Genomic DNA, 17713 nt, shown 5'->3' with positions numbered 1-17713 from the left:
CGGGTGGTGGAACTGGGGTACGACTGCGCGAATGGTAAGCCGAAGCGGCGGGCGCTGGGCGGGGTGCGGGGCGGTGGGGTGCGGGCGGTGGGGGTGCGCGTTGATGCGGCGGCCTCCGGCGGTTGGGCGGGATGCCTGCGGCGGCCTGCGCGGGTTCGGTGGGGGTTCGCGTAGCGCCTACGGGTGCGTTGTGGGTCGGGGCCGCGCCGGGGGGTGTCCGTCCTCGGACCGGCGGCTGGACTTAGGCCAGGAGGAACCGCGTGTTGACGCCGGCCACTGCGGGCGGACACCCCCGACACGTCCCCTTCCCGCCGTACGCGACCGCGGGCCCGTAGGGGTACGCGCCACCGCCTCACGGCCGCAGCAGCCCGCGCAGCTGCGCGCCGCCACGCCCACCCAGCCACGGTCCGCCACAGCCTGCGTAGCTGCGGGCCGTCATGCCGACCCCGCTGCGGGCAGTCGTGCCGCTGGGGCGGCACGGGTGGGCGCAGCGGCACCCCGCCAGCGCCGGGCTGCGCCCCCACACGGCTCGTCCTCGCGGTCGGCTGGGTCACGGGATCCGGAGCCGTTCCGCGAGGACGAGGGTGAGGGGGCGGCGGAGGGGCCGCCGGTTATTGAGTGAGGGTCAGAACTGCAGTGCCCAGGCGTCTATCCGCCCGGTGTCGTAGTTCGCGTTGTCGCTCACGCGCAGCTTCCACGTGCCGTTGGCCGCCTCCGAGGAGGCGTTCACCGAGTACGTGGTGTTGATGTTGTCCGAACTGCCGCCCGTGCCGTACGACTTGAGTGTGTACGCCGTGCCGTCGGGGGCTATCAGCTGGACCTGGAGGTCGCCGATGTACGTGTGGACGATGTGGACCTCGACCGCGAGGGCCGAGGGCGCGTTGCCGGAGACGCCGGAGACCGTCACCGGGGACTCGACCGTGGAGTTGTCGGCGATCGCGTAGTCACCGGTGTTCTCGAAGCGCGGGCCGGGCGGGGTGGTCGTGCCGCCGCCGACGTAGAGGAGGCGGTTGGGCGAGCCCGTGCCGGGGCTGGTGACGACGCCGGTGGTGGCGGCGGACGTCAGGGCCGAGGCGACCTGGGCCGGAGTGGCCGAGGGGTTGGCGGCCAGGTGGAGCGCGGCGGCGCCCGCGACGTGCGGGGTCGCCATCGACGTACCGGAGATGGTGTTGGTCGCCGAGTCGCTCGAGTTCCAGGCCGACGTGATGGACGAGCCCGGCGCGAAGAGGTCCAGGACCGATCCGTAGTTGGAGTAGCTCGCCTTGGCGTCGGAGCTGGTTGTCGCGCCGACCGTGATGGCTTCGGTGACGCGTGCGGGGGACCTTGTGGAGGCGTTGGTCGACTCGTTGCCCGCCGCGACGGCGAAGGTGACGCCGGAGGCTATGGCGTTGCGTACGGCCGTGTCGAGGGCGGTGTCGGCGCCGCCGCCGAGGGACATGTTGGCGACGGCCGGCTTGACCGCGTTCCGGGCGACCCAGTCGATACCGGCGACGACCTGGTCGGTGGTGCCCTGGCCGGAGTTGTTCAGGACGCGGACGCCGACGATCTTCGCCTTCTTGGCGACGCCGTACGACGATCCGGCGACCGTGCCCGCCACGTGTGTGCCGTGGCCGTGGCCGTCCTGGGCGGTGTTGTCGTTGTCGATGGCGTCGTAGCCGTAGGAGGCCCGGCCGCCGAAGTCGCTGTGGGTGATGCGGACGCCGGTGTCGATGACGTACGCCGTCACGCCCTGCCCGGCCGAGTCCGGGTACGTGTACGAGCTGTTCAGGGGGAGGTTCTTCTGGTCGATGCGGTCCAGGCCCCAGGAGGGCGGGTTGGTCTGGGTCGCGTCGATGCTGAACGTGCGGTTCTGGACCACGGAGGCGACCGCCGGGTCGGCGGCGAGCCGCTTCGCCTCGGCCTCGGAGGCCTCGATCGCGTAGCCGTTGAGGGCCTTCCTGTACGTCCGCTCGATGTCGGCGCCGTACTTCTCGACGAGGGCGCGCCCCGCCGTGGAGCCCGAACGGGCGTGGTCCGCCTTGAGGGTCACGATGTAGCTGTCGGCCACGGCGTTGGCCGCACCCGCGTACTGGATACGGCCCTCGGGAGCGGCCGCGGCGGGGAGAGCGGAGACGAGGCCCGCGGCGAGCGCCGTGGTGGCCACCGCGCTGAGGACGGCAAGTCTTCGCCGGGTGTCTCTGCGGGAGTTACGCATCACTGCCATCTGAGGGGTCCTCCTCGATTGGTGGTGCGCTTGTGGGGGTGACACCGAAGTGGACAGGGGCATGTCAATTCCCTGTGCCGCTCCTGTGTGTCAGCCGAAAGATTGAGGCCTCCACAGGAATTGCACAAGGGCCCTGCACGGCGAACTCCGCACACGCCGCCTTGCCGGGGTTGGTGGCCAACTCGCTTACGCGGAGCGGTACCGGGAAGAGAAACGGTAGGGGGCGGCTTCCGCGCCCCCAACCTCTTTTTCAGCCGCGGCCTCAGTCGTCGAAGGCCGTCGCCCGCGCGCTCTTCTCCCACGCGGCGATGTCCTCGCGGACCTGGTCGAGGTGGCCGAGGACCGCGGTGACGCCGTCGTCGCCGAGCGGGAGTCGCAGCGGGGTGCGGTCGGCCTCCAGGGCGGCCAGGATGAGGGCCGCCGCCTTGGCCGGGTCGCCGGGCTGGGTGCCGTCGCCGCCGGAGACGAAGTCGCGGGTCTGGCTCACCTTGGGGTACAGGCCACTGTCCGTGCTGGCCCCCGCCCGCCCGGTCTCGAACAGCGACGTACGGAAGGAACCCGGCTCGACGATCAGCACCTTGACGCCGAACTCGGCGACCTCGTCCGCGAGCCCTTCGGACATGCCCTCCAGCGCGAACTTGGTGGCGCTGTACGCCGAGAAGCCCGCGAAGGACATCTGCCCGCCCATGCTGCTCATCTGCACGATGGCTCCGGCCCGCCGCTCACGCATGTGCGGCAGCACAGCACGCGTGAGGGCGGCGGGCCCGAAGACATGCACATCGAACAGCTTGCGCAGCTCGTCCTCGGTTGTCTCCTCGAAGGCGCCCACATGGGTGCGGCCCGCGTTGTTGACCAGCACGTCGATCCGTCCGTGCCTAGCGATCACATCCCGTACGGCGGCCTCGGCAGCCCCCGTCTCGCCGACGTCCAGCCGCAGCGCCTCCACCTGATCGGGGTGGGCGGCCACGAGATCGTCCAGCCCCTCGGGCCGCCGTACCGCCCCCACCACCACGTCACCCTCGGCGAGCGCCGCCTCCGCGATGGCCCGCCCGAAGCCGCTGCTCGCGCCGGTGATCAGCCAAACCTTGTTCATGACAGCTCCTCGTATGCGTGGGCTCGTATGCACGTGCTCGTCTTGCGTGCTCGTCTTCGCGTGCTCGTCTTCGTGTGGTCGCGCAGGAACAAGCCTGCTGCCCCTGCCGGTTGCGCGTCCAAGACCCACGCTGATAACCGATGGTTATGCCGATGGACGTTCATGTGCGCGATCTGCGCTACTTCCTGACGGTGGCCGAGGAACTGCACTTCACCCGTGCGGCCGAACGGCTCTACGTCTCGCAGCCCGCGCTCAGCAAGCAAGTACGGGCGCTGGAGCGGCAGTTGGGCGTGGAGCTGTTCCGCCGTGATCCGCGGGGCGTCGCGCTCACCGAGGCCGGGGCGGCGCTGCTGCCGCATGCCCGGCGGGTGCTGGACGCCTGGTCCGAGGGGACGGCGGCGCTGGAGGCGGCCCGGGCCGCGGCGCGCGGCACGCTGGTGGTCGGCATGAGCACCAGCCCGGGCCGCGGCGGCCTGCTCCCGGCGATCCGCTCCCGCTTCACCGCCGCACACCCGGACACGGTCCTGCGTCTGCGCCAGGTGAGCTGGGAGGACCCGACGGCGGGCCTGGCGGACGGCGACTCGGACGTGGCCTTCGTCTGGCTGCCCCTCCCTGACGCCGACCGCTACGCGTGGACGGTGGTGGCGGAGGAGCCGCGCCTGGTCGCTCTCCCGGACGCCCACCCCCTGGCCTCCCGCTCGGAGATCGACTTCACGGCCCTGCTCGACGAGCCGTTCCTCGCCCTGCCGGCGAGTGCGGGGCCGTTGCGCGACTACTGGCTGGCGCTGGAGGAGCGGGGAGGCCGGCCGCCGCGGATCGGGGCGGAGATCGCGAGCACGGAGGAGACGTACGAGGCGCTGGTCGCCGGCCTCGGGATCTGCCTGGTGGCGACGGGCAACGCCCCACTGATCAGCCTGGGCGGGGTGCTGACCCGCCCGGTGCGAGGCATCTCGCCGAGCCGTTACGCGCTGGCGTGGCGCAAGGAGGACGAGGCGCGGCCGCTGGTGCGGGCGTATGCGGAGGCGTGCCGAAGGGTCGGCGGCGGCTGACTGACCGGGCTCTGCTGAGCGCTCAATGACTCTGCTGAGTGATCAATGCCTCTGCCGAGTGCTCAGTCCGGGCCGTTCCAGTCGAAGGGGAAGTGTTTGCTCGACTTTCCCGAGCGTTCCCAGGAGAAGCCGAACGCGTCCACACGGTCGGTCGTGGCCCGTCCCCAGGTCGCGACCTGCCCCGGTCCCACCTCCGCGCCGGGCGCGCCGTGCACCTGTACCCGTACGCCCTCCGGAGTCGTCGGCCCGGTGAGGGCCTCGGCGCTTGCCGCCACGCGTCCGGGTATCTCGGCACGCCAGGTCCCGAGGTCCTCGTCGATCTCCACCTGGATGGGGGCGGTGTCCATGCCCCGCATCTCAGCGCCGAAGACCTCACCGAACTGGGCGGGCCATCCACCCGCCGCGCCGCCGAAGATCGCCCCGAGCGCATCGCGTTGCCGCTGGTCCGCGCGCTCGTCGAGGAAGACCGCGGCGTACGGGTCCGTGTGCTCGCCGGCCCAGACGTTACCGGTGAAGGATGCGAGCATGAGGACGTTGAGATCGTCGAGCCTCACGTCGCCGAAGTTGCCCTCTCGGATGTGCCAGACCAGCACGCCTTCGCAGTCACCGTAGGTGGGAGGCTGGGCGAACGTGCACGGGCACGGTATGGCGCACTTGCAGACGTCGAACCAGTCGCCGGCCAGATGCCAGCGCGTCCCGGTGGTCACCTGCTCTGTCATCTTTGCTTCCCTCCTTCCGGGCCCGGAGGCTCGTTCGGAGTGCCGAGACCACGTCCCGGGGCGCTCTCGGGATCGCGAGGACTCCCTTCCAGTTTGCGCCCGACCGGCCGGAAGGGTAACCGCGCCGCTGGGGAAGCGGGTCAGCTGCGGCACCGGGGCGGCCGGGGAAGCGGGTCAGCTGGATTGGCTCAGGAAGCGGAGCGGCGAGCCCGGGTGCATCGTGCAGCGGGTTCTCGCCGGTGAGGAGGCGCCAGGGCCGATGTCAGGGCCTGTCAGGGTCGATGTCGCGCGCCGGATTGAGGCGTGCTCTCCTGGAAGTGTCCGCAGGAGGCCATGCCGATGCGTATCTCCCGGCCCTTCGAGCCCGCGCCCACCCGGTCGCCTGCGCCGACCGGAGCCGGCGGTGGGTTGCTGCCGAAGCGGGACCTTGCCTCCGCCTGGCTCCTCATCGTCCTGATCGCGGTGCCCGCGTGGGCGCTCACCATCGGCCAGGCCCGGGACATGGGGGTCGAGCCCGGCACGATGGGGATGGCGCTGCCCCTGTTCCTGCTGCTGTGGGTGACGATGATGGCGGCCATGATGCTGCCGTCCATGGCGCCGGTGGCCATCACCTGGGTGCGGGGAATCGGCCGCCGGTCCTCCGGCTGGACCCGGGCGGCGCGCACCGCCGAGTTCGTCGGCGGATACCTGATGGTGTGGACGGCCTTCGGGGCGCTGGCCTACGCGGCCCTCACCCTCACCGGCGATCTGGTGGCCGATCACCCGACCGCCGGGCGCTGGATCGGCTTCACCGCGTTCCTGCTCGCCGGGCTGTATCAGCTCGGTCCCCTCAAGAACGTGTGCCTGCGGCACTGCCGCGCCCCCATGAGCCACCTGATGCGCTACGCCGGCTTCCGGCACCCGGCCCGCGACCTGAGGGTGGGACTCCATCACGGCGCCTACTGCGTCGGCTGCTGCGCCGGGCTCATGATCGTCCTGATCCCGCTCGGTGTGATGAACGTGGCGGCCATGGCGGGGCTGGCCGTGCTGATCTTCGTCGAGAAACTGTGGTTCCGCGGGCCGTTGCTCTCCCGCGTCGTGGGCCCCGTGTTCCTCGTCCTGGCCGTACTCGCCCTGTCCCAGGACTGGCTGCTGCCGGGTCTGCGGGACTCGATGCCGTCGATGGACGGCATGTGACCCACGACCTCGCTCACGCCTTGCTGCACAGGAGCGGCAACCCAGACCCATCCAGCAGGGGTATGACGAAGGGGTCGGCTCCCGAAAGAGCCGACCCCTGCTGAGCCGCATGCTTGCCAGATCAGCGACGTGGTGTTGTTTCATCCGCTCACACGTTGAAGCGGAACTCCACGACGTCCCCGTCCTGCATCACATAGTCCTTGCCCTCCATCCGCGCCTTCCCCTTCGCGCGGGCCTCGGCGACCGAGCCGGTTTCCACCAGGTCGGCGAAGGAGATGACCTCGGCCTTGATGAAGCCCTTCTGGAAGTCGGTGTGGATGACGCCGGCGGCCTCGGGGGCGGTGGCGCCCTTCTTGATGGTCCAGGCGCGGGATTCCTTGGGGCCGGCCGTCAGGTAGGTCTGCAGGCCGAGGGTGTTGAAGCCGACGCGGGCGAGGGTGGCGAGGCCCGGCTCGTCCTGGCCGACGGACTGGAGGAGTTCGAGGGCCTCGTCCTCGTCGAGCTCGGCGAGGTCGGCCTCCAGCTTGGCGTTGAGGAAGATCGCCTCGGCGGGGGCGACCAGGGCGCGCTGCTCGTTCTTGAAGTCCTCGTCGACCAGCTCGTCCTCGTCGACGTTGAAGACGTAGAGGAAGGGCTTGGTGGTGAGGAGGTGCAGGTCGTGCAGGAGCTCGTTGCGCTCGGTGCCCTGGACGATGCCGTGCGCGAAGAGCGTGTCGCCCTTCTCCAGGATCTCCTTGGCCTCCTCGACGGCCTTGACCTTCGGCGCGATGTCCTTCTTGATCCGCGACTCCTTCTGGAGGCGGGGCAGAACCTTCTCGATGGTCTGGAGGTCGGCGAGGATCAGCTCGGTATTGATCGTCTCGATGTCGTCCTTCGGCGAGACCTTGCCGTCGACGTGGACGACGTTCTCGTCCTTGAAGGCGCGGATGACCTGGCAGATCGCGTCGGACTCACGGATGTTCGCGAGGAACTTGTTGCCCAGGCCCTCGCCCTCGGACGCGCCGCGCACGATGCCCGCGATGTCGACGAAGTCGACGGTCGCCGGGAGGATCCGCTGGGAGGAAAAAATCTCGGCCAGCTTCGCCAGGCGCGCGTCCGGGACGCCGACGACGCCGACGTTCGGCTCGATCGTGGCGAACGGGTAGTTGGCCGCCAGCACGTCGTTCTTGGTCAGGGCGTTGAACAGGGTCGACTTGCCGACATTCGGCAGACCGACGATTCCGATCGTGAGCGACACGTTGCGACTTCCCGTACGTGAGAGGACTTCAGGGGCTGGGCTGGGGCCCGGTCCTTCTTCGATCTTCGATGCAGATCGATCTTCGATGCAGATGCACGGGCCGATCCACCAGTCTACGGCGTGCCGGGCCCGGCCCCGGCGTCATGTCGAACACGTGGCCAAGGTCCGCTCCCAGGCGTGTCTGAGGGCCGATTCGACACATAAGCCGACCTAAGTTGGTCCAGTGGAACAACACAGGGCGCGGGGTGGCCGGTACGAATCGCGACGCGGTACGTCACCGCCGTTGCCGCCGCAGGCGGCGCGGGGTGAGGACGGATACGCACGGGGTGGGGAGAGATCGGTGAGGCGGGAAGGGGGGTTCGCGGGGGAAGGGAACGGTTCCGCTCGGTCGGCCGGGGCCGGCCGGTCCGCTCGGTCCAGCCGCGCCGCCCGGGCCGCCCGGTCCGACCGGCCCGTCCGCTCCACCCGGCCCGGGCCCCAGCGCCGCCCGGGATCGGCCCCCGCGGCAGCAGCAGCCGTACGACGCCCCGGACCGCCCCCGCCGCCGCAGGCGGTGGCCCGGTTCCCCAATCCCCGGCTCACCGGCCTGGGCGGCGGCCTCTTCTGCTGTGCCGTGATGATCCTGCTCGGCTACCTCGACGCGCTGCTGTTCGACGCGTCACTCACGGTGTACAGCGTGCTGTTCCTGCCGGTGTGTGTGCTGACCGCGTTGTGGGTGCGCAGGGGCGACCTGCTGACGGCGCCGGTGGTCGTACCGATCGCATTCGCCGTGGGGCTGGTTCCGGTGGCCGACAACGGCGGGGGAATCGGCGGTCACCTGATGGGGCTCTTCACCGCCCTCGCCACGCAGGCCGGGTGGCTGTACGGGGGGACGCTGGTCGCCGGTCTCATCGTGACCGTCCGAAAGGTCCGCGTGCTGGCCCGCAGGGCGGCGGCCCGCCGCCGGTCGCCGTGACCGTCGGCCGGGGCAGGCCCTAGCGGTCCTTCTCCGCCGCCCGCATCGCCGCCCCCACGATCCCCGCGTTGTTCTGCAGCTGGGCCGGGACGATCTCCGCCTTGATGCCCTCGATGTGGTGCAGGAACTTGTGGGACTTCCGGCTCACCCCGCCGCCGATGATGAACAGCTCCGGGGAGAACAGCATCTCGACATGGGCGAGGTACTTCTGGACGCGGTGGGCCCAGTGCTCCCACGTGAGCTCCTCGTCCTCCTTGGCCTTGCTGGAGGCGCGCTTCTCGGCGTCGTGGCCGTGGAGTTCGAGGTGGCCCAGCTCGGTGTTGGGGACCAGGGCGCCGTCGATGAACAGCGCGCTGCCGATGCCCGTGCCGAACGTGAGCAGGATCACGGTGCCGCGGCGGTCGCGGCCCGCGCCGAAGTGCATCTCGGCCACGCCGGCCGCGTCCGCGTCGTTGACCACCGTCACCGGGAGGCCGCCGAGGCGTTCGCTGAACAACGCGCGCGCGTCGGTGTCGATCCAGCTCTTGTCGACGTTCGCCGCCGTACGGATCGTGGATCCGTCGGTGACCACGCCGGGGAAGGTGAGCCCGACCGGCCCCGTCCAGCCGTAGTGCTCGACGACCTGCTTCACGCCGTCGGCCACCCCGTCGGGCGTGGCCGGGTGCGGAGTGAGCACCTTGAAGCGCTCCTGAGCGAGGTCGCCCCTGTCCAGGTCCACCGGGGCGCCCTTGATCCCGGATCCACCGATGTCCACGCCGAAGATCTGCATGGCCCTACGTTACGACGGAGGACTGACAGTCACTCCCCGGTGTCGCCGGATCAGTCAGTCGTCACAGTCGCCGGAGTCGCCGGATCAGTCACTCCTCGGATTCGCCGGACGCGGTGCGCTCGGCGATCAGCGCCGCCGCCTCCTCGCGCAGGTCCCGGCGCAGTTCCTTCGGCAGGGAGAAGGTGATGGACTCCTCGGCCGCCTTGACGAGTTCGACGTCGCCGTAGCCCCGCTGTCCGAGCCATTCCAGGACCTCCTCCACGAGGACCTCCGGGACGGAGGCGCCGGAGGTGACGCCCACCGTCGTGACGCCCTCCAGCCAGGCCTCGTCGATCTCGCTGGCGAAGTCCACGAGGTAGGCCTCGCGCGCGCCGGCCAGCTTGGCGACCTCGACCAGGCGCTTGGAGTTGGAGGAGTTGCGGGAGCCGACCACGATGACCAGCTCGGCCTCGGCGCCCATCTGCTTCACCGCGAGCTGGCGGTTCTGCGTGGCGTAGCAGATGTCGTCACTGGGCGGGGAGATCAGCTGCGGGAACTTCTCCTTCAGCGCGTCGACGGTCTCCATGGTCTCGTCGACGGAGAGGGTGGTCTGCGACAGCCACACGACCTTCGACGGGTCGCGGACCTCCACCTTGGCGACGTCCTTCGGACCGTCGACGAGCTGGATGTGGTCGGGGGCCTCGCCGGACGTGCCGATGACCTCTTCGTGGCCCTCGTGCCCGATCAGGAGGATGTCGTAGTCCTCATTGGCGAAGCGGACGGCTTCCTTGTGGACCTTGGTGACCAGGGGGCAGGTCGCGTCGATGGTGGCGAGCTTGCCGCGCTCGGCTTCTTCGTGGACGGTCGGGGCGACGCCGTGCGCCGAGAACATGACGATGTTCCCCGGCGGGACCTCCTCCGTCTGCTCGACGAAGATGGCGCCCTTCCTCTCCAGGGTCTGCACGACGTACTTGTTGTGGACGATCTCGTGCCGGACGTACACCGGAGCGCCGTACTGCTCCAGGGCTTTCTCGACGGCGATCACGGCGCGGTCCACGCCCGCGCAGTAGCCACGGGGGGCGGCGAGCAGGACACGGCGGCCAGGCGAAGCAGTCATGCACCCCATCGTACGGGTGCGTTCGCGGGCCGGAGATCGACGTCGCCCGCCTGCCCACCGCCTGCCCACCTCGTCCGCACCCGTCGTTTCCCACCCCTCACAACCTGCCGTCCGTCTCCCCACCAACCCGTCACCCACGCGCCGCGTGTTGTCGGTGGGGGCCGTTACGCTCGGCGCATGGCTGTGAACACGTCGCCCGAATCGCCCCTGCCCGTCGGTGAGGTGTCGCGGCTCATCGGGGGGTGGATCGACCGGCTCGGGGCGATCTGGGTCGAGGGGCAGATCACGCAGTTGTCGCGGCGGCCCGGTGCCGGCGTCGTGTTTCTGACGTTGCGGGATCCGTCGTACGACATCTCCGTGAGCGTGACGGCGTATCGGCAGGTGTTCGACGCCGTGTCCGACGTGGTGAGCGAGGGCGCCCGGGTCGTCGTGCTCGCCAAGCCCGAGTGGTACGCCCCGCGCGGTCAGCTCTCCCTGCGAGCCGCCGAGATAAGGCCCGTCGGCGTCGGCGAGCTGCTCGCCCGGCTGGAGATGCTGAAGAAGGCCCTCGCCGCCGAGGGGCTCTTCGCGCCGGAGCGGAAGAAGGCTCTCCCCTTCCTCCCTCAGCTCATCGGCCTCGTCTGCGGGCGCGCCTCCGCCGCCGAGCGGGACGTGCTGGAGAACGCCCGCCACCGCTGGCCCGCCGTCCGCTTCGAGGTGCGCAACGTCGCCGTGCAGGGCGTGCACGCCGTGCCGCAGGTCATGCAGGCGGTCAAAGAGCTCGACGAGATGGACGACGTGGATGTGATCATCGTCGCCCGTGGGGGCGGGAGCGTCGAGGATCTGCTGCCCTTCTCCGACGAGCAGCTCGTCCGGGCCGTCGCCGCGTGCCGCACGCCCGTCGTGTCCGCCATCGGGCACGAGCCGGACAATCCCCTCCTCGACCACGTCGCCGACCTGCGCGCCTCCACCCCCACCGACGCCGCCAAGAAGGTCGTACCGGACGTCGGCGAGGAGTACGAGCGCGTACGGCTGCTGCGTGACCGCGCCCGGCGGTGCGTCGAGGCGTTCATCGAACGGGAGGAGCGCGGGCTCGCCCACGCCCTCGCGCGGCCCTCGATAGAGGATCCGCACCGGATGATCGACGAGCGGGCCGATCATGTGGCCTCGCTCCTCGACCGCGGTCGCCGCTGCCTCGGCCACCATCTCGACCGGGCCGAGTCCGAGCTGACGCACACGCACGCACGCGTGGTGGCGCTCTCCCCCGCGGCGACCCTGAAACGGGGTTATGCGGTGCTGCAGAAGGCCGACGGGCACGTGGTCCGTGACCCGGGTGAGGTGGCGGCGGACGAGGCGCTGCGGGCGCGGGTCGCCGACGGTGAGTTCTCCGTACGGGTCGACGCGCACGTCGACGCACAGGCCGATGCATAGGGTGGGCGAATGACCAGCAAGGTGGAAGAGGCACTGGGCTACGAGCAGGCCCGGGACGAGCTGATCGAGGTCGTACGGCGGCTGGAGGCGGGCGGTACGACGCTGGAGGAGTCCCTCGCGCTGTGGGAGCGGGGCGAGGAGCTGGCCAAGGTGTGCCGGCGCTGGCTGGAGGGTGCACGGGCACGCCTGGACGCGGCGCTCGCCGAGGAGGCCGAGGCCGAGCAGGGGGGCGGCGAGGGCGAGGGCGAGTCGTAGAGCGAAGACGGCGGCGGGGTGTCGTAGGTGCAGGGGTGGGCTGTGAGGCGGATCACCAGGACGCGCCATTTGTTGAAACTTGAACTTGACTTGCGTACCGTCGACACCGGAACCGGTCCCCGGTCCGTTTACGCACGACGCACACCCGAGAAGGTTCACGCATGTCTCTCGTCCTTGACCCCGCCGCCCAGGACCTGCTGTTCCGCGAGGCCCGCACCGCGAACGCCTTCACCGACGAGCCGGTGACCGAGGAGCAGATCCAGGCGATCTACGACCTGGTCAAGTACGGCCCCACCGCCTTCAACCAGACCCCCCTGCGCATCACCCTGGTCCGCTCCGCCGAGGCCCGTGAGCGCCTGGTGCAGCACATGGCCGAGGGCAACCAGGCCAAGACCGCCGCCGCCCCGCTGGTCGCGATCCTCTCCGCGGACAACGAGTTCCACGAGGAGCTGCCGCACCTCTTCCCGGCCTTCCCGCAGGCGAAGGACGTCTTCTTCAGCGAGCGCGCCGCCCGTGAGCACGCCGCCGGGATGAACGCCGCCCTGCAGGCCGCGTACTTCATCGTCGGCGTCCGCGCCGCCGGACTGGCCGCCGGCCCGATGACCGGCTTCGACTTCGAGGGCGTCCGCAAGGAGTTCCTGGACGACGACCACACCCCGCTGATGGTCGTCAACATCGGCAAGCCGGGCCCCGACGCCTGGTACCCGCGCTCCCCGCGCCTGGAGTTCGACGAGGTCGTCACCACGGTCTGACCGACCCGTGCACGGCGAAGGCCCCCGGGATCACCCAACACCCGGGGGCCTTCGCCATGCCCATACGGTCACTCCGCCTTCAGGGCCTTGGCCAGCTGCGTCAGCTGCTCGAACGAGCCCGTGCCCGCCACCACGGTCGTCGCGCCCTTCTCCTGGTGCACGAGCGCGTCGTATCGGCCGCCCGTGTACCGCGTCCACGTCCGGTCGCCGATCTTCTGGGTGACCTTGGTCTCCCGCGCGCCCTGGGTGGCCTCTTCGAGGAACGTCGACGGCTTCTGGGTCGACTGCTCGATCTGGGCGTACTCCCCGTCGGGGGTGTGGAAGCCGAGATGCCAGGCGTCGAAGTCGTCGCCCTGGAAGCGGACGGAGGTCGCCTTCCAGGAGTCGGGCAGGCCCTGCGGCGCGGCCACCGGGTAGGACGCCGCACGGCGGGCCGTCAGCAGCTCCACGCGGTAGTCGACCCGCGGGAGGTCGGGGTCGCCCTCCTCATGGGGAACGAAGAGATAGATGCCCCCAGCCGCGAGCACGGTCACCCCGAGGGAGAGGACCATGTTCCGGACCGACTTCTGCTTGCCGTTCGAACCTGCCACGCCCCCTATCGTCGCAGGTACCCTGGCCTGCTCATCCGTGGGGCCCCCTGCTCATCCTGCCCACCCGGGGATAGAGTCAGGGCCGTCACCCTCATCCGGCCGTCGTCGTATCAGAAAGGTGCGCTCCGATGACCGAGAATCATCATCATCTGCCGACCGAACTCGAAGTACCCAGCGAAGCCCCCGACCGCAACCTCGCCCTGGAACTGGTCCGTGTGACCGAAGCCGCGGCGATGGCCGCGGGCCGCTGGGTCGGGCGCGGCGACAAGAACGGCGCCGACGGTGCCGCGGTGCGCGCCATGCGGACCCTCGTCCACACCGTGTCGATGAACGGCGTCGTCGTCATCGGTGAGGGCGAGAAGGACGAGGCACCGATGCTCTTCAACGGGGAGCGGGTCGGCGACGGCACCGGGCCCGAATGCGACATCGCCGTCGACCCGATCGACGGGACCACCCTGACCGCGAAGGGCATGCCCAACGCGATCTCCGTGCTCGCCGCGGCCGACCGTGGGTCCATGTTCGACCCGTCGGCCGTCTTCTACATGGACAAGCTCGTCACCGGTCCCGAGGCCGCCGACTTCGTCGACATCAACGCGCCCGTGGAAGTGAACATCCGCCGGGTCGCCAAGGCGAAGCGGTCGACGCCCGAGGACGTCACCGTCGTCATCCTCGACCGGCCCCGGCACGAGGGCATCATCAAGGAGATCCGGGACGCGGGTGCGCGCATCAAGCTGATCTCGGACGGCGACGTCGCCGGGTCGATCTACGCACTGCGTGAGGGCACCGGCGTCGACATGCTGCTCGGTATCGGCGGTACGCCGGAGGGGATCATCTCGGCGTGTGCCGTGAAGTGCCTCGGCGGGACCATCCAGGGCAAGCTGTGGCCCAAGGACGACGAGGAGCGGCAGCGGGCCATTGACGCCGGGCACGACCTGGACCGGGTGCTGATGACCGATGACCTGGTCGCCGGGGACAACGTGTTCTTCGTCGCGACCGGGATCACCGATGGTGAGTTGCTGCGGGGTGTGCGGTACCGGTCGGAGACCGCGACGACCGACTCGATCGTGATGCGGTCGAAGTCGGGGACGGTGCGGAGGATCGATTCCGAGCACCGGCTGAGCAAGCTGCGGGCTTACAGCGCGATCGACTTCGACAGGGCGAAGTGAATTGGCGCCTGATAGCTCGGGGACTGCGGGTCGTTGGCGACTGCCGGTTGTCCGTGGTTGATCGCGCAGTTCCCCGCGCCCCTTAAGGGCGTTGGGCGCCCCCGGTGCGGAGGGGGCGCCCTTTTTTGCTGCTTCTCAGCCCGCCTGCGCTATGCGGTTCGCCGTCCTCGCCGCCTTCTTCAGTTCCATTTCGCGGCGTCGGCGCCTCGCCAGGACCACTCGGCGTTCCGCTGCGGTGAGGCCGCCCCAGACGCCGTAGGGCTCGGGCTGGAGGAGGGCGTGTTCGCGACACTCGACCATGACCGGGCAGCGGGCGCAGACTCGCTTGGCCGCCTCCTCACGGGAGAGACGGGCCGCGGTGGGCTCCTTTGAGGGGGCGAAGAACAGGCCGGCCTCGTCGCGGCGGCACACGGCCTCGGTATGCCACGGGGCGTCTTGGTCCCTGTCTCGCACTGGCACCCGCTGGGCCGGAACGGCAGCTACCTGCAGGGACGAATGCGGCGGTTGCAGCACGGTCTACTCCTGACGACGGCTTCGCGAGCGAGAGACGATGCAGCAAGGTCTACCCGCTGTGCGCGCGCCTATGCAGTCAGTTCCGAACCGCTGGATTTCGGGGGGTCCTGCGCGCCGCTGTACGGCGATCGGCAGAGCCCTGAAGGCGGGTGGGAATCGGTTCGATTCACAACCGTCAACGATCCAAATGCTTGCGCAAACTCTTGGTGCCCTTGTCGACGCTGCGCTGAACGCGGTCGAGAATGTCGGCGACGAGTTTGCCCCGCTTCGGCCTGCCCTCGATGCTGCCGAGCACGGCCCAGCCGTCGACCTGGACGACCGGTGCCTCGGGGTCCTCCGCGTCGAGGTGGTCCACCTCGAAGGCGCCGAGCACACCGCCGCCGGTGCCGCGCAGCGAGACGTTCTCCGGGACGCGCACCTCGACGCTGCCGCAGACCGAGATCGCCCTGATCACGACCTGCTGGTACTCGAAGAGCGCCTCACTGAGGTCTATCTCCACGCTGCCGAAGATCGCGTACGCATGGATTCGGCGGCCCGCGCGCCAGCGGCCCTTGCGGACGGCGCTGCTGAAGACCGCGACCACGTTGTCGTCGGGGTCGGCCGGGATCGCGGCGGGGGCGGGGCGGCCGGCGGCCGGGATGTGGGGTGCGCGGCGCTGGTGGGCGGCGGGCAGGTCCCGTATGAAGACGTCCAGTTCGCCGACCGTCTTGGCGGCCAGCACGCCCTCGACGCGCTCGGCGTGCTCGTCGGCCGTGAGGCGGCCCTCGGCCAGGGCCTCGCGCAGGATGTCGGCGATCCGGTCGCGATCGGCGTCGGACGCGCGTAGCTCGGTGGCGGCAGCGGGTGCGGTCTGCTTCTGAAGGTCCACGGCAGCAGCGTACCCAAACACGATAGATCGCGATAGCCCCCGTATGGGTCCGGTCGGTGGTGGTCGAACTGAGCCTTACCTCACAAGCTCGCCGTCAGTGGCAGGTTCTACGCTGGTGGGCGCTGCCAATGGAGGTCAGCCGCGCTGTCTGTCGAGTGAGGAATGGGCGACATGCCTGAGTTCGCGTACACCGATCTGCTCCCCATGGGAGAGGACACCACCCCGTACCGGCTGGTGACCTCCGAGGGTGTCTCCACCTTCGAGGCCGACGGGCGGACGTTCCTCAAGGTGGAGCCCGAGGCGCTGCGCAAGCTCGCCGAGGAGGCCATGCACGACATCCAGCACTACCTGCGCCCCGCCCACCTCGCCCAGCTGCGCCGCATCATCGACGACCCCGAGGCGTCGAGCAACGACAAGTTCGTCGCCCTGGACCTGCTGAAGAACGCGAACATCGCGGCGGCGGGTGTCCTGCCGATGTGCCAGGACACCGGTACGGCGATCGTGATGGGCAAGCGCGGGCAGAACGTACTGACGCAGGGCGAGGACGAGGAAGCCCTGTCGCGCGGCATCTACGACGCGTACACCAAGCTCAATCTCCGGTACTCGCAGATGGCTCCGCTCACCATGTGGGAGGAGAAGAACACCGGGTCGAACCTGCCGGCCCAGATCGAGCTGTACGCCACCGACGGCGGCGCCTACAAGTTCCTGTTCATGGCGAAGGGCGGCGGCTCCGCCAACAAGTCCTTCCTGTACCAGGAGACGAAGGCCGTCCTGAACGAGGCCTCCATGATGAAGTTCCTGGAGGAGAAGATCCGTTCGCTGGGTACGGCCGCCTGTCCGCCGTACCACCTGGCGATCGTCGTGGGTGGTACGAGTGCGGAATACGCCCTCAAGACCGCGAAGTACGCCTCCGCGCACTACCTGGACGAGATTCCGGCCGAGGGCTCGCCGCTCGGGCACGGGTTCCGGGACAAGGAGCTGGAGGAGAAGGTCTTCGAGCTGACGCAGAGGATCGGGATCGGGGCCCAGTTCGGCGGGAAGTACTTCTGCCACGACGTACGCGTGGTGCGTCTGCCGCGGCACGGTGCCTCCTGCCCGGTCGCCATCGCCGTCTCCTGCTCCGCCGACCGGCAGGCCGTCGCGAAGATCACCGCGGAGGGCGTCTTCCTGGAGCAGCTGGAGACGGACCCGGCGCGCTTCCTGCCGGAGACGACGGAGGAGCATCTTGAGGCCGACGGGGACGTCGTCAAGATCGACCTCAACCAGCCGATGGACGACATCCTCGCCGAGCTGACCAAGTACCCGGTCAAGACCCGTCTCTCCCTCACCGGGCCGCTGGTCGTGGCCCGCGACATCGCGCACGCCAAGATCAAGGAGCGGCTGGATGCGGGTGAGGAGATGCCGCAGTACCTGAAGGACCACCCGGTGTACTACGCGGGGCCGGCCAAGACGCCGGAGGGGTACGCGTCGGGCTCCTTCGGTCCTACGACGGCCGGCCGCATGGACTCCTACGTCGAGCAGTTTCAGGCGGCGGGTGGCTCCAAGGTGATGCTGGCGAAGGGCAACCGGAGCAAGCAGGTCACGGACGCGTGCGCGGCACACGGCGGGTTCTACCTCGGCTCCATCGGCGGGCCCGCCGCCCGGCTCGCCCAGGACTGCATCAAGAAGGTCGAGGTCGTCGAGTACGAGGAGCTCGGCATGGAGGCCGTCTGGAAGATCGAGGTCGAGGACTTCCCGGCGTTCATCGTGGTCGACGACAAGGGCAACGACTTCTTCCAGGACCCGGCGCCCCAGCCGACGTTCACGTCGATTCCGGTACGGGGGCCCGGGCTGGCGTAGCGCCTCGGGTGCGGCGGGGTGGC

At 69.9% G+C, this 17713-nt stretch carries 17 protein-coding genes; 8 read left to right on the top strand and 9 right to left on the bottom strand.

The window, feature by feature from the left end; genetic code table 11:
- Positions 1-625: 625 nt before the first annotated feature.
- Positions 626-2203: a S8 family peptidase gene (locus tag ACQEV2_RS27685; protein WP_433046988.1), complete on the bottom strand. Its 1578-nt coding sequence runs from the start codon at positions 2201-2203 to the stop codon at positions 626-628.
- A gap of 262 nt (positions 2204-2465) precedes the next feature.
- Entirely contained in the window at positions 2466-3296 is an 831-nt protein-coding gene (locus tag ACQEV2_RS27680; RefSeq protein ID WP_433046985.1) for an oxidoreductase, read from the bottom strand.
- A gap of 146 nt (positions 3297-3442) precedes the next feature.
- Here ACQEV2_RS27680 and ACQEV2_RS27675 point away from each other — a divergent pair, with 146 nt between their 5' ends.
- Positions 3443-4345 (top strand): LysR family transcriptional regulator, encoded by a 903-nt coding sequence (locus ACQEV2_RS27675; protein WP_433046982.1) that lies wholly within the window; start codon positions 3443-3445, stop codon positions 4343-4345.
- Between the two features lie 62 nt (positions 4346-4407).
- Here the strand turns inward: ACQEV2_RS27675 and ACQEV2_RS27670 are convergent, their stop codons facing one another.
- Positions 4408-5064, bottom strand: a complete 657-nt coding sequence (locus ACQEV2_RS27670; RefSeq protein WP_433046979.1) for a DUF1326 domain-containing protein — start codon at positions 5062-5064, stop codon at positions 4408-4410.
- A gap of 339 nt (positions 5065-5403) precedes the next feature.
- Here ACQEV2_RS27670 and ACQEV2_RS27665 point away from each other — a divergent pair, with 339 nt between their 5' ends.
- Positions 5404-6240 carry a DUF2182 domain-containing protein gene (locus ACQEV2_RS27665; RefSeq protein ID WP_433046976.1) on the top strand — a complete coding sequence of 279 codons (837 nt, stop codon included), beginning with the start codon at positions 5404-5406 and terminating at the stop codon, positions 6238-6240.
- A 148-nt stretch (positions 6241-6388) separates the two neighbouring features.
- Here the strand turns inward: ACQEV2_RS27665 and ychF are convergent, their stop codons facing one another.
- Entirely contained in the window at positions 6389-7477 is a 1089-nt protein-coding gene (gene ychF, locus ACQEV2_RS27660) for a redox-regulated ATPase YchF (RefSeq protein ID WP_433046973.1), read from the bottom strand.
- A 553-nt stretch (positions 7478-8030) separates the two neighbouring features.
- On the opposite strand from ychF, the gene ACQEV2_RS27655 reads away from it, so the two are divergent.
- Positions 8031-8432 carry a DUF6542 domain-containing protein gene (locus ACQEV2_RS27655; protein ID WP_433046970.1) on the top strand — a complete coding sequence of 134 codons (402 nt, stop codon included), beginning with the start codon at positions 8031-8033 and terminating at the stop codon, positions 8430-8432.
- A 19-nt stretch (positions 8433-8451) separates the two neighbouring features.
- Here the strand turns inward: ACQEV2_RS27655 and ppgK are convergent, their stop codons facing one another.
- Together ppgK and ACQEV2_RS27645 are read right to left on the bottom strand one after the other, a co-directional pair.
- Entirely contained in the window at positions 8452-9201 is a 750-nt protein-coding gene (ppgK, locus tag ACQEV2_RS27650) for a polyphosphate--glucose phosphotransferase (RefSeq protein WP_433046967.1), read from the bottom strand.
- An 88-nt stretch (positions 9202-9289) separates the two neighbouring features.
- Positions 9290-10306: a 4-hydroxy-3-methylbut-2-enyl diphosphate reductase gene (locus tag ACQEV2_RS27645; protein WP_433046964.1), complete on the bottom strand. Its 1017-nt coding sequence runs from the start codon at positions 10304-10306 to the stop codon at positions 9290-9292.
- A 168-nt stretch (positions 10307-10474) separates the two neighbouring features.
- On the opposite strand from ACQEV2_RS27645, the gene xseA reads away from it, so the two are divergent.
- From xseA to ACQEV2_RS27630, 3 genes are all read left to right on the top strand, one after another.
- Positions 10475-11707: an exodeoxyribonuclease VII large subunit gene (gene xseA / locus ACQEV2_RS27640; RefSeq protein WP_433046961.1), complete on the top strand. Its 1233-nt coding sequence runs from the start codon at positions 10475-10477 to the stop codon at positions 11705-11707.
- Between the two features lie 9 nt (positions 11708-11716).
- A complete protein-coding gene (locus ACQEV2_RS27635; protein WP_433046958.1) occupies positions 11717-11962 on the top strand; it encodes an exodeoxyribonuclease VII small subunit in 246 nt (81 codons plus the stop codon).
- Positions 11963-12123: 161 nt separating this feature from the next.
- Positions 12124-12714, top strand: a complete 591-nt coding sequence (locus ACQEV2_RS27630; RefSeq protein ID WP_433046955.1) for a malonic semialdehyde reductase — start codon at positions 12124-12126, stop codon at positions 12712-12714.
- Between the two features lie 68 nt (positions 12715-12782).
- On the opposite strand, the gene ACQEV2_RS27625 is transcribed toward ACQEV2_RS27630, so the two are convergent.
- Positions 12783-13304: a DUF4245 domain-containing protein gene (locus ACQEV2_RS27625; RefSeq protein ID WP_433046952.1), complete on the bottom strand. Its 522-nt coding sequence runs from the start codon at positions 13302-13304 to the stop codon at positions 12783-12785.
- A gap of 128 nt (positions 13305-13432) precedes the next feature.
- Here ACQEV2_RS27625 and glpX point away from each other — a divergent pair, with 128 nt between their 5' ends.
- A complete protein-coding gene (gene glpX / locus ACQEV2_RS27620) occupies positions 13433-14470 on the top strand; it encodes a class II fructose-bisphosphatase (RefSeq protein WP_398814401.1) in 1038 nt (345 codons plus the stop codon).
- 135 nt (positions 14471-14605) lie between these two features.
- Here the strand turns inward: glpX and ACQEV2_RS27615 are convergent, their stop codons facing one another.
- Together ACQEV2_RS27615 and ACQEV2_RS27610 are read right to left on the bottom strand one after the other, a co-directional pair.
- Positions 14606-14983, bottom strand: a complete 378-nt coding sequence (locus ACQEV2_RS27615; protein WP_398814398.1) for a WhiB family transcriptional regulator — start codon at positions 14981-14983, stop codon at positions 14606-14608.
- A 175-nt stretch (positions 14984-15158) separates the two neighbouring features.
- Entirely contained in the window at positions 15159-15851 is a 693-nt protein-coding gene (locus ACQEV2_RS27610) for a DUF1707 SHOCT-like domain-containing protein (protein WP_433046947.1), read from the bottom strand.
- A gap of 171 nt (positions 15852-16022) precedes the next feature.
- Here ACQEV2_RS27610 and ACQEV2_RS27605 point away from each other — a divergent pair, with 171 nt between their 5' ends.
- Positions 16023-17690 carry a fumarate hydratase gene (locus ACQEV2_RS27605; protein WP_433046944.1) on the top strand — a complete coding sequence of 556 codons (1668 nt, stop codon included), beginning with the start codon at positions 16023-16025 and terminating at the stop codon, positions 17688-17690.
- Positions 17691-17713 lie beyond the last annotated feature (23 nt).

Origin of the sequence: Streptomyces sp. CA-251387 (assembly GCF_050936625.1) — a bacterium.
Lineage (GTDB): Bacteria > Actinomycetota > Actinomycetes > Streptomycetales > Streptomycetaceae > Streptomyces.
The sequence above is the reverse complement of the archived record's forward strand: the minus strand, read 5'-3'. Positions and strand labels throughout refer to the sequence as shown.

Coding starts and splice junctions, on each gene's coding strand:
- ACQEV2_RS27685 (WP_433046988.1), bottom strand. CDS start 2,203: ATGGCAGTGATGCGTAACTCCCGCAGAGACACCCGGCGAAGACTTGCC.
- ACQEV2_RS27680 (WP_433046985.1), bottom strand. CDS start 3,296: ATGAACAAGGTTTGGCTGATCACCGGCGCGAGCAGCGGCTTCGGGCGG.
- ACQEV2_RS27675 (WP_433046982.1), top strand. CDS start 3,443: ATGCCGATGGACGTTCATGTGCGCGATCTGCGCTACTTCCTGACGGTG.
- ACQEV2_RS27670 (WP_433046979.1), bottom strand. CDS start 5,064: ATGACAGAGCAGGTGACCACCGGGACGCGCTGGCATCTGGCCGGCGAC.
- ACQEV2_RS27665 (WP_433046976.1), top strand. CDS start 5,404: ATGCGTATCTCCCGGCCCTTCGAGCCCGCGCCCACCCGGTCGCCTGCG.
- ppgK (WP_433046967.1), bottom strand. CDS start 9,201: ATGCAGATCTTCGGCGTGGACATCGGTGGATCCGGGATCAAGGGCGCC.
- ACQEV2_RS27645 (WP_433046964.1), bottom strand. CDS start 10,306: ATGGGGTGCATGACTGCTTCGCCTGGCCGCCGTGTCCTGCTCGCCGCC.
- xseA (WP_433046961.1), top strand. CDS start 10,475: ATGGCTGTGAACACGTCGCCCGAATCGCCCCTGCCCGTCGGTGAGGTG.
- ACQEV2_RS27635 (WP_433046958.1), top strand. CDS start 11,717: ATGACCAGCAAGGTGGAAGAGGCACTGGGCTACGAGCAGGCCCGGGAC.
- ACQEV2_RS27630 (WP_433046955.1), top strand. CDS start 12,124: ATGTCTCTCGTCCTTGACCCCGCCGCCCAGGACCTGCTGTTCCGCGAG.
- glpX (WP_398814401.1), top strand. CDS start 13,433: ATGACCGAGAATCATCATCATCTGCCGACCGAACTCGAAGTACCCAGC.
- ACQEV2_RS27605 (WP_433046944.1), top strand. CDS start 16,023: ATGCCTGAGTTCGCGTACACCGATCTGCTCCCCATGGGAGAGGACACC.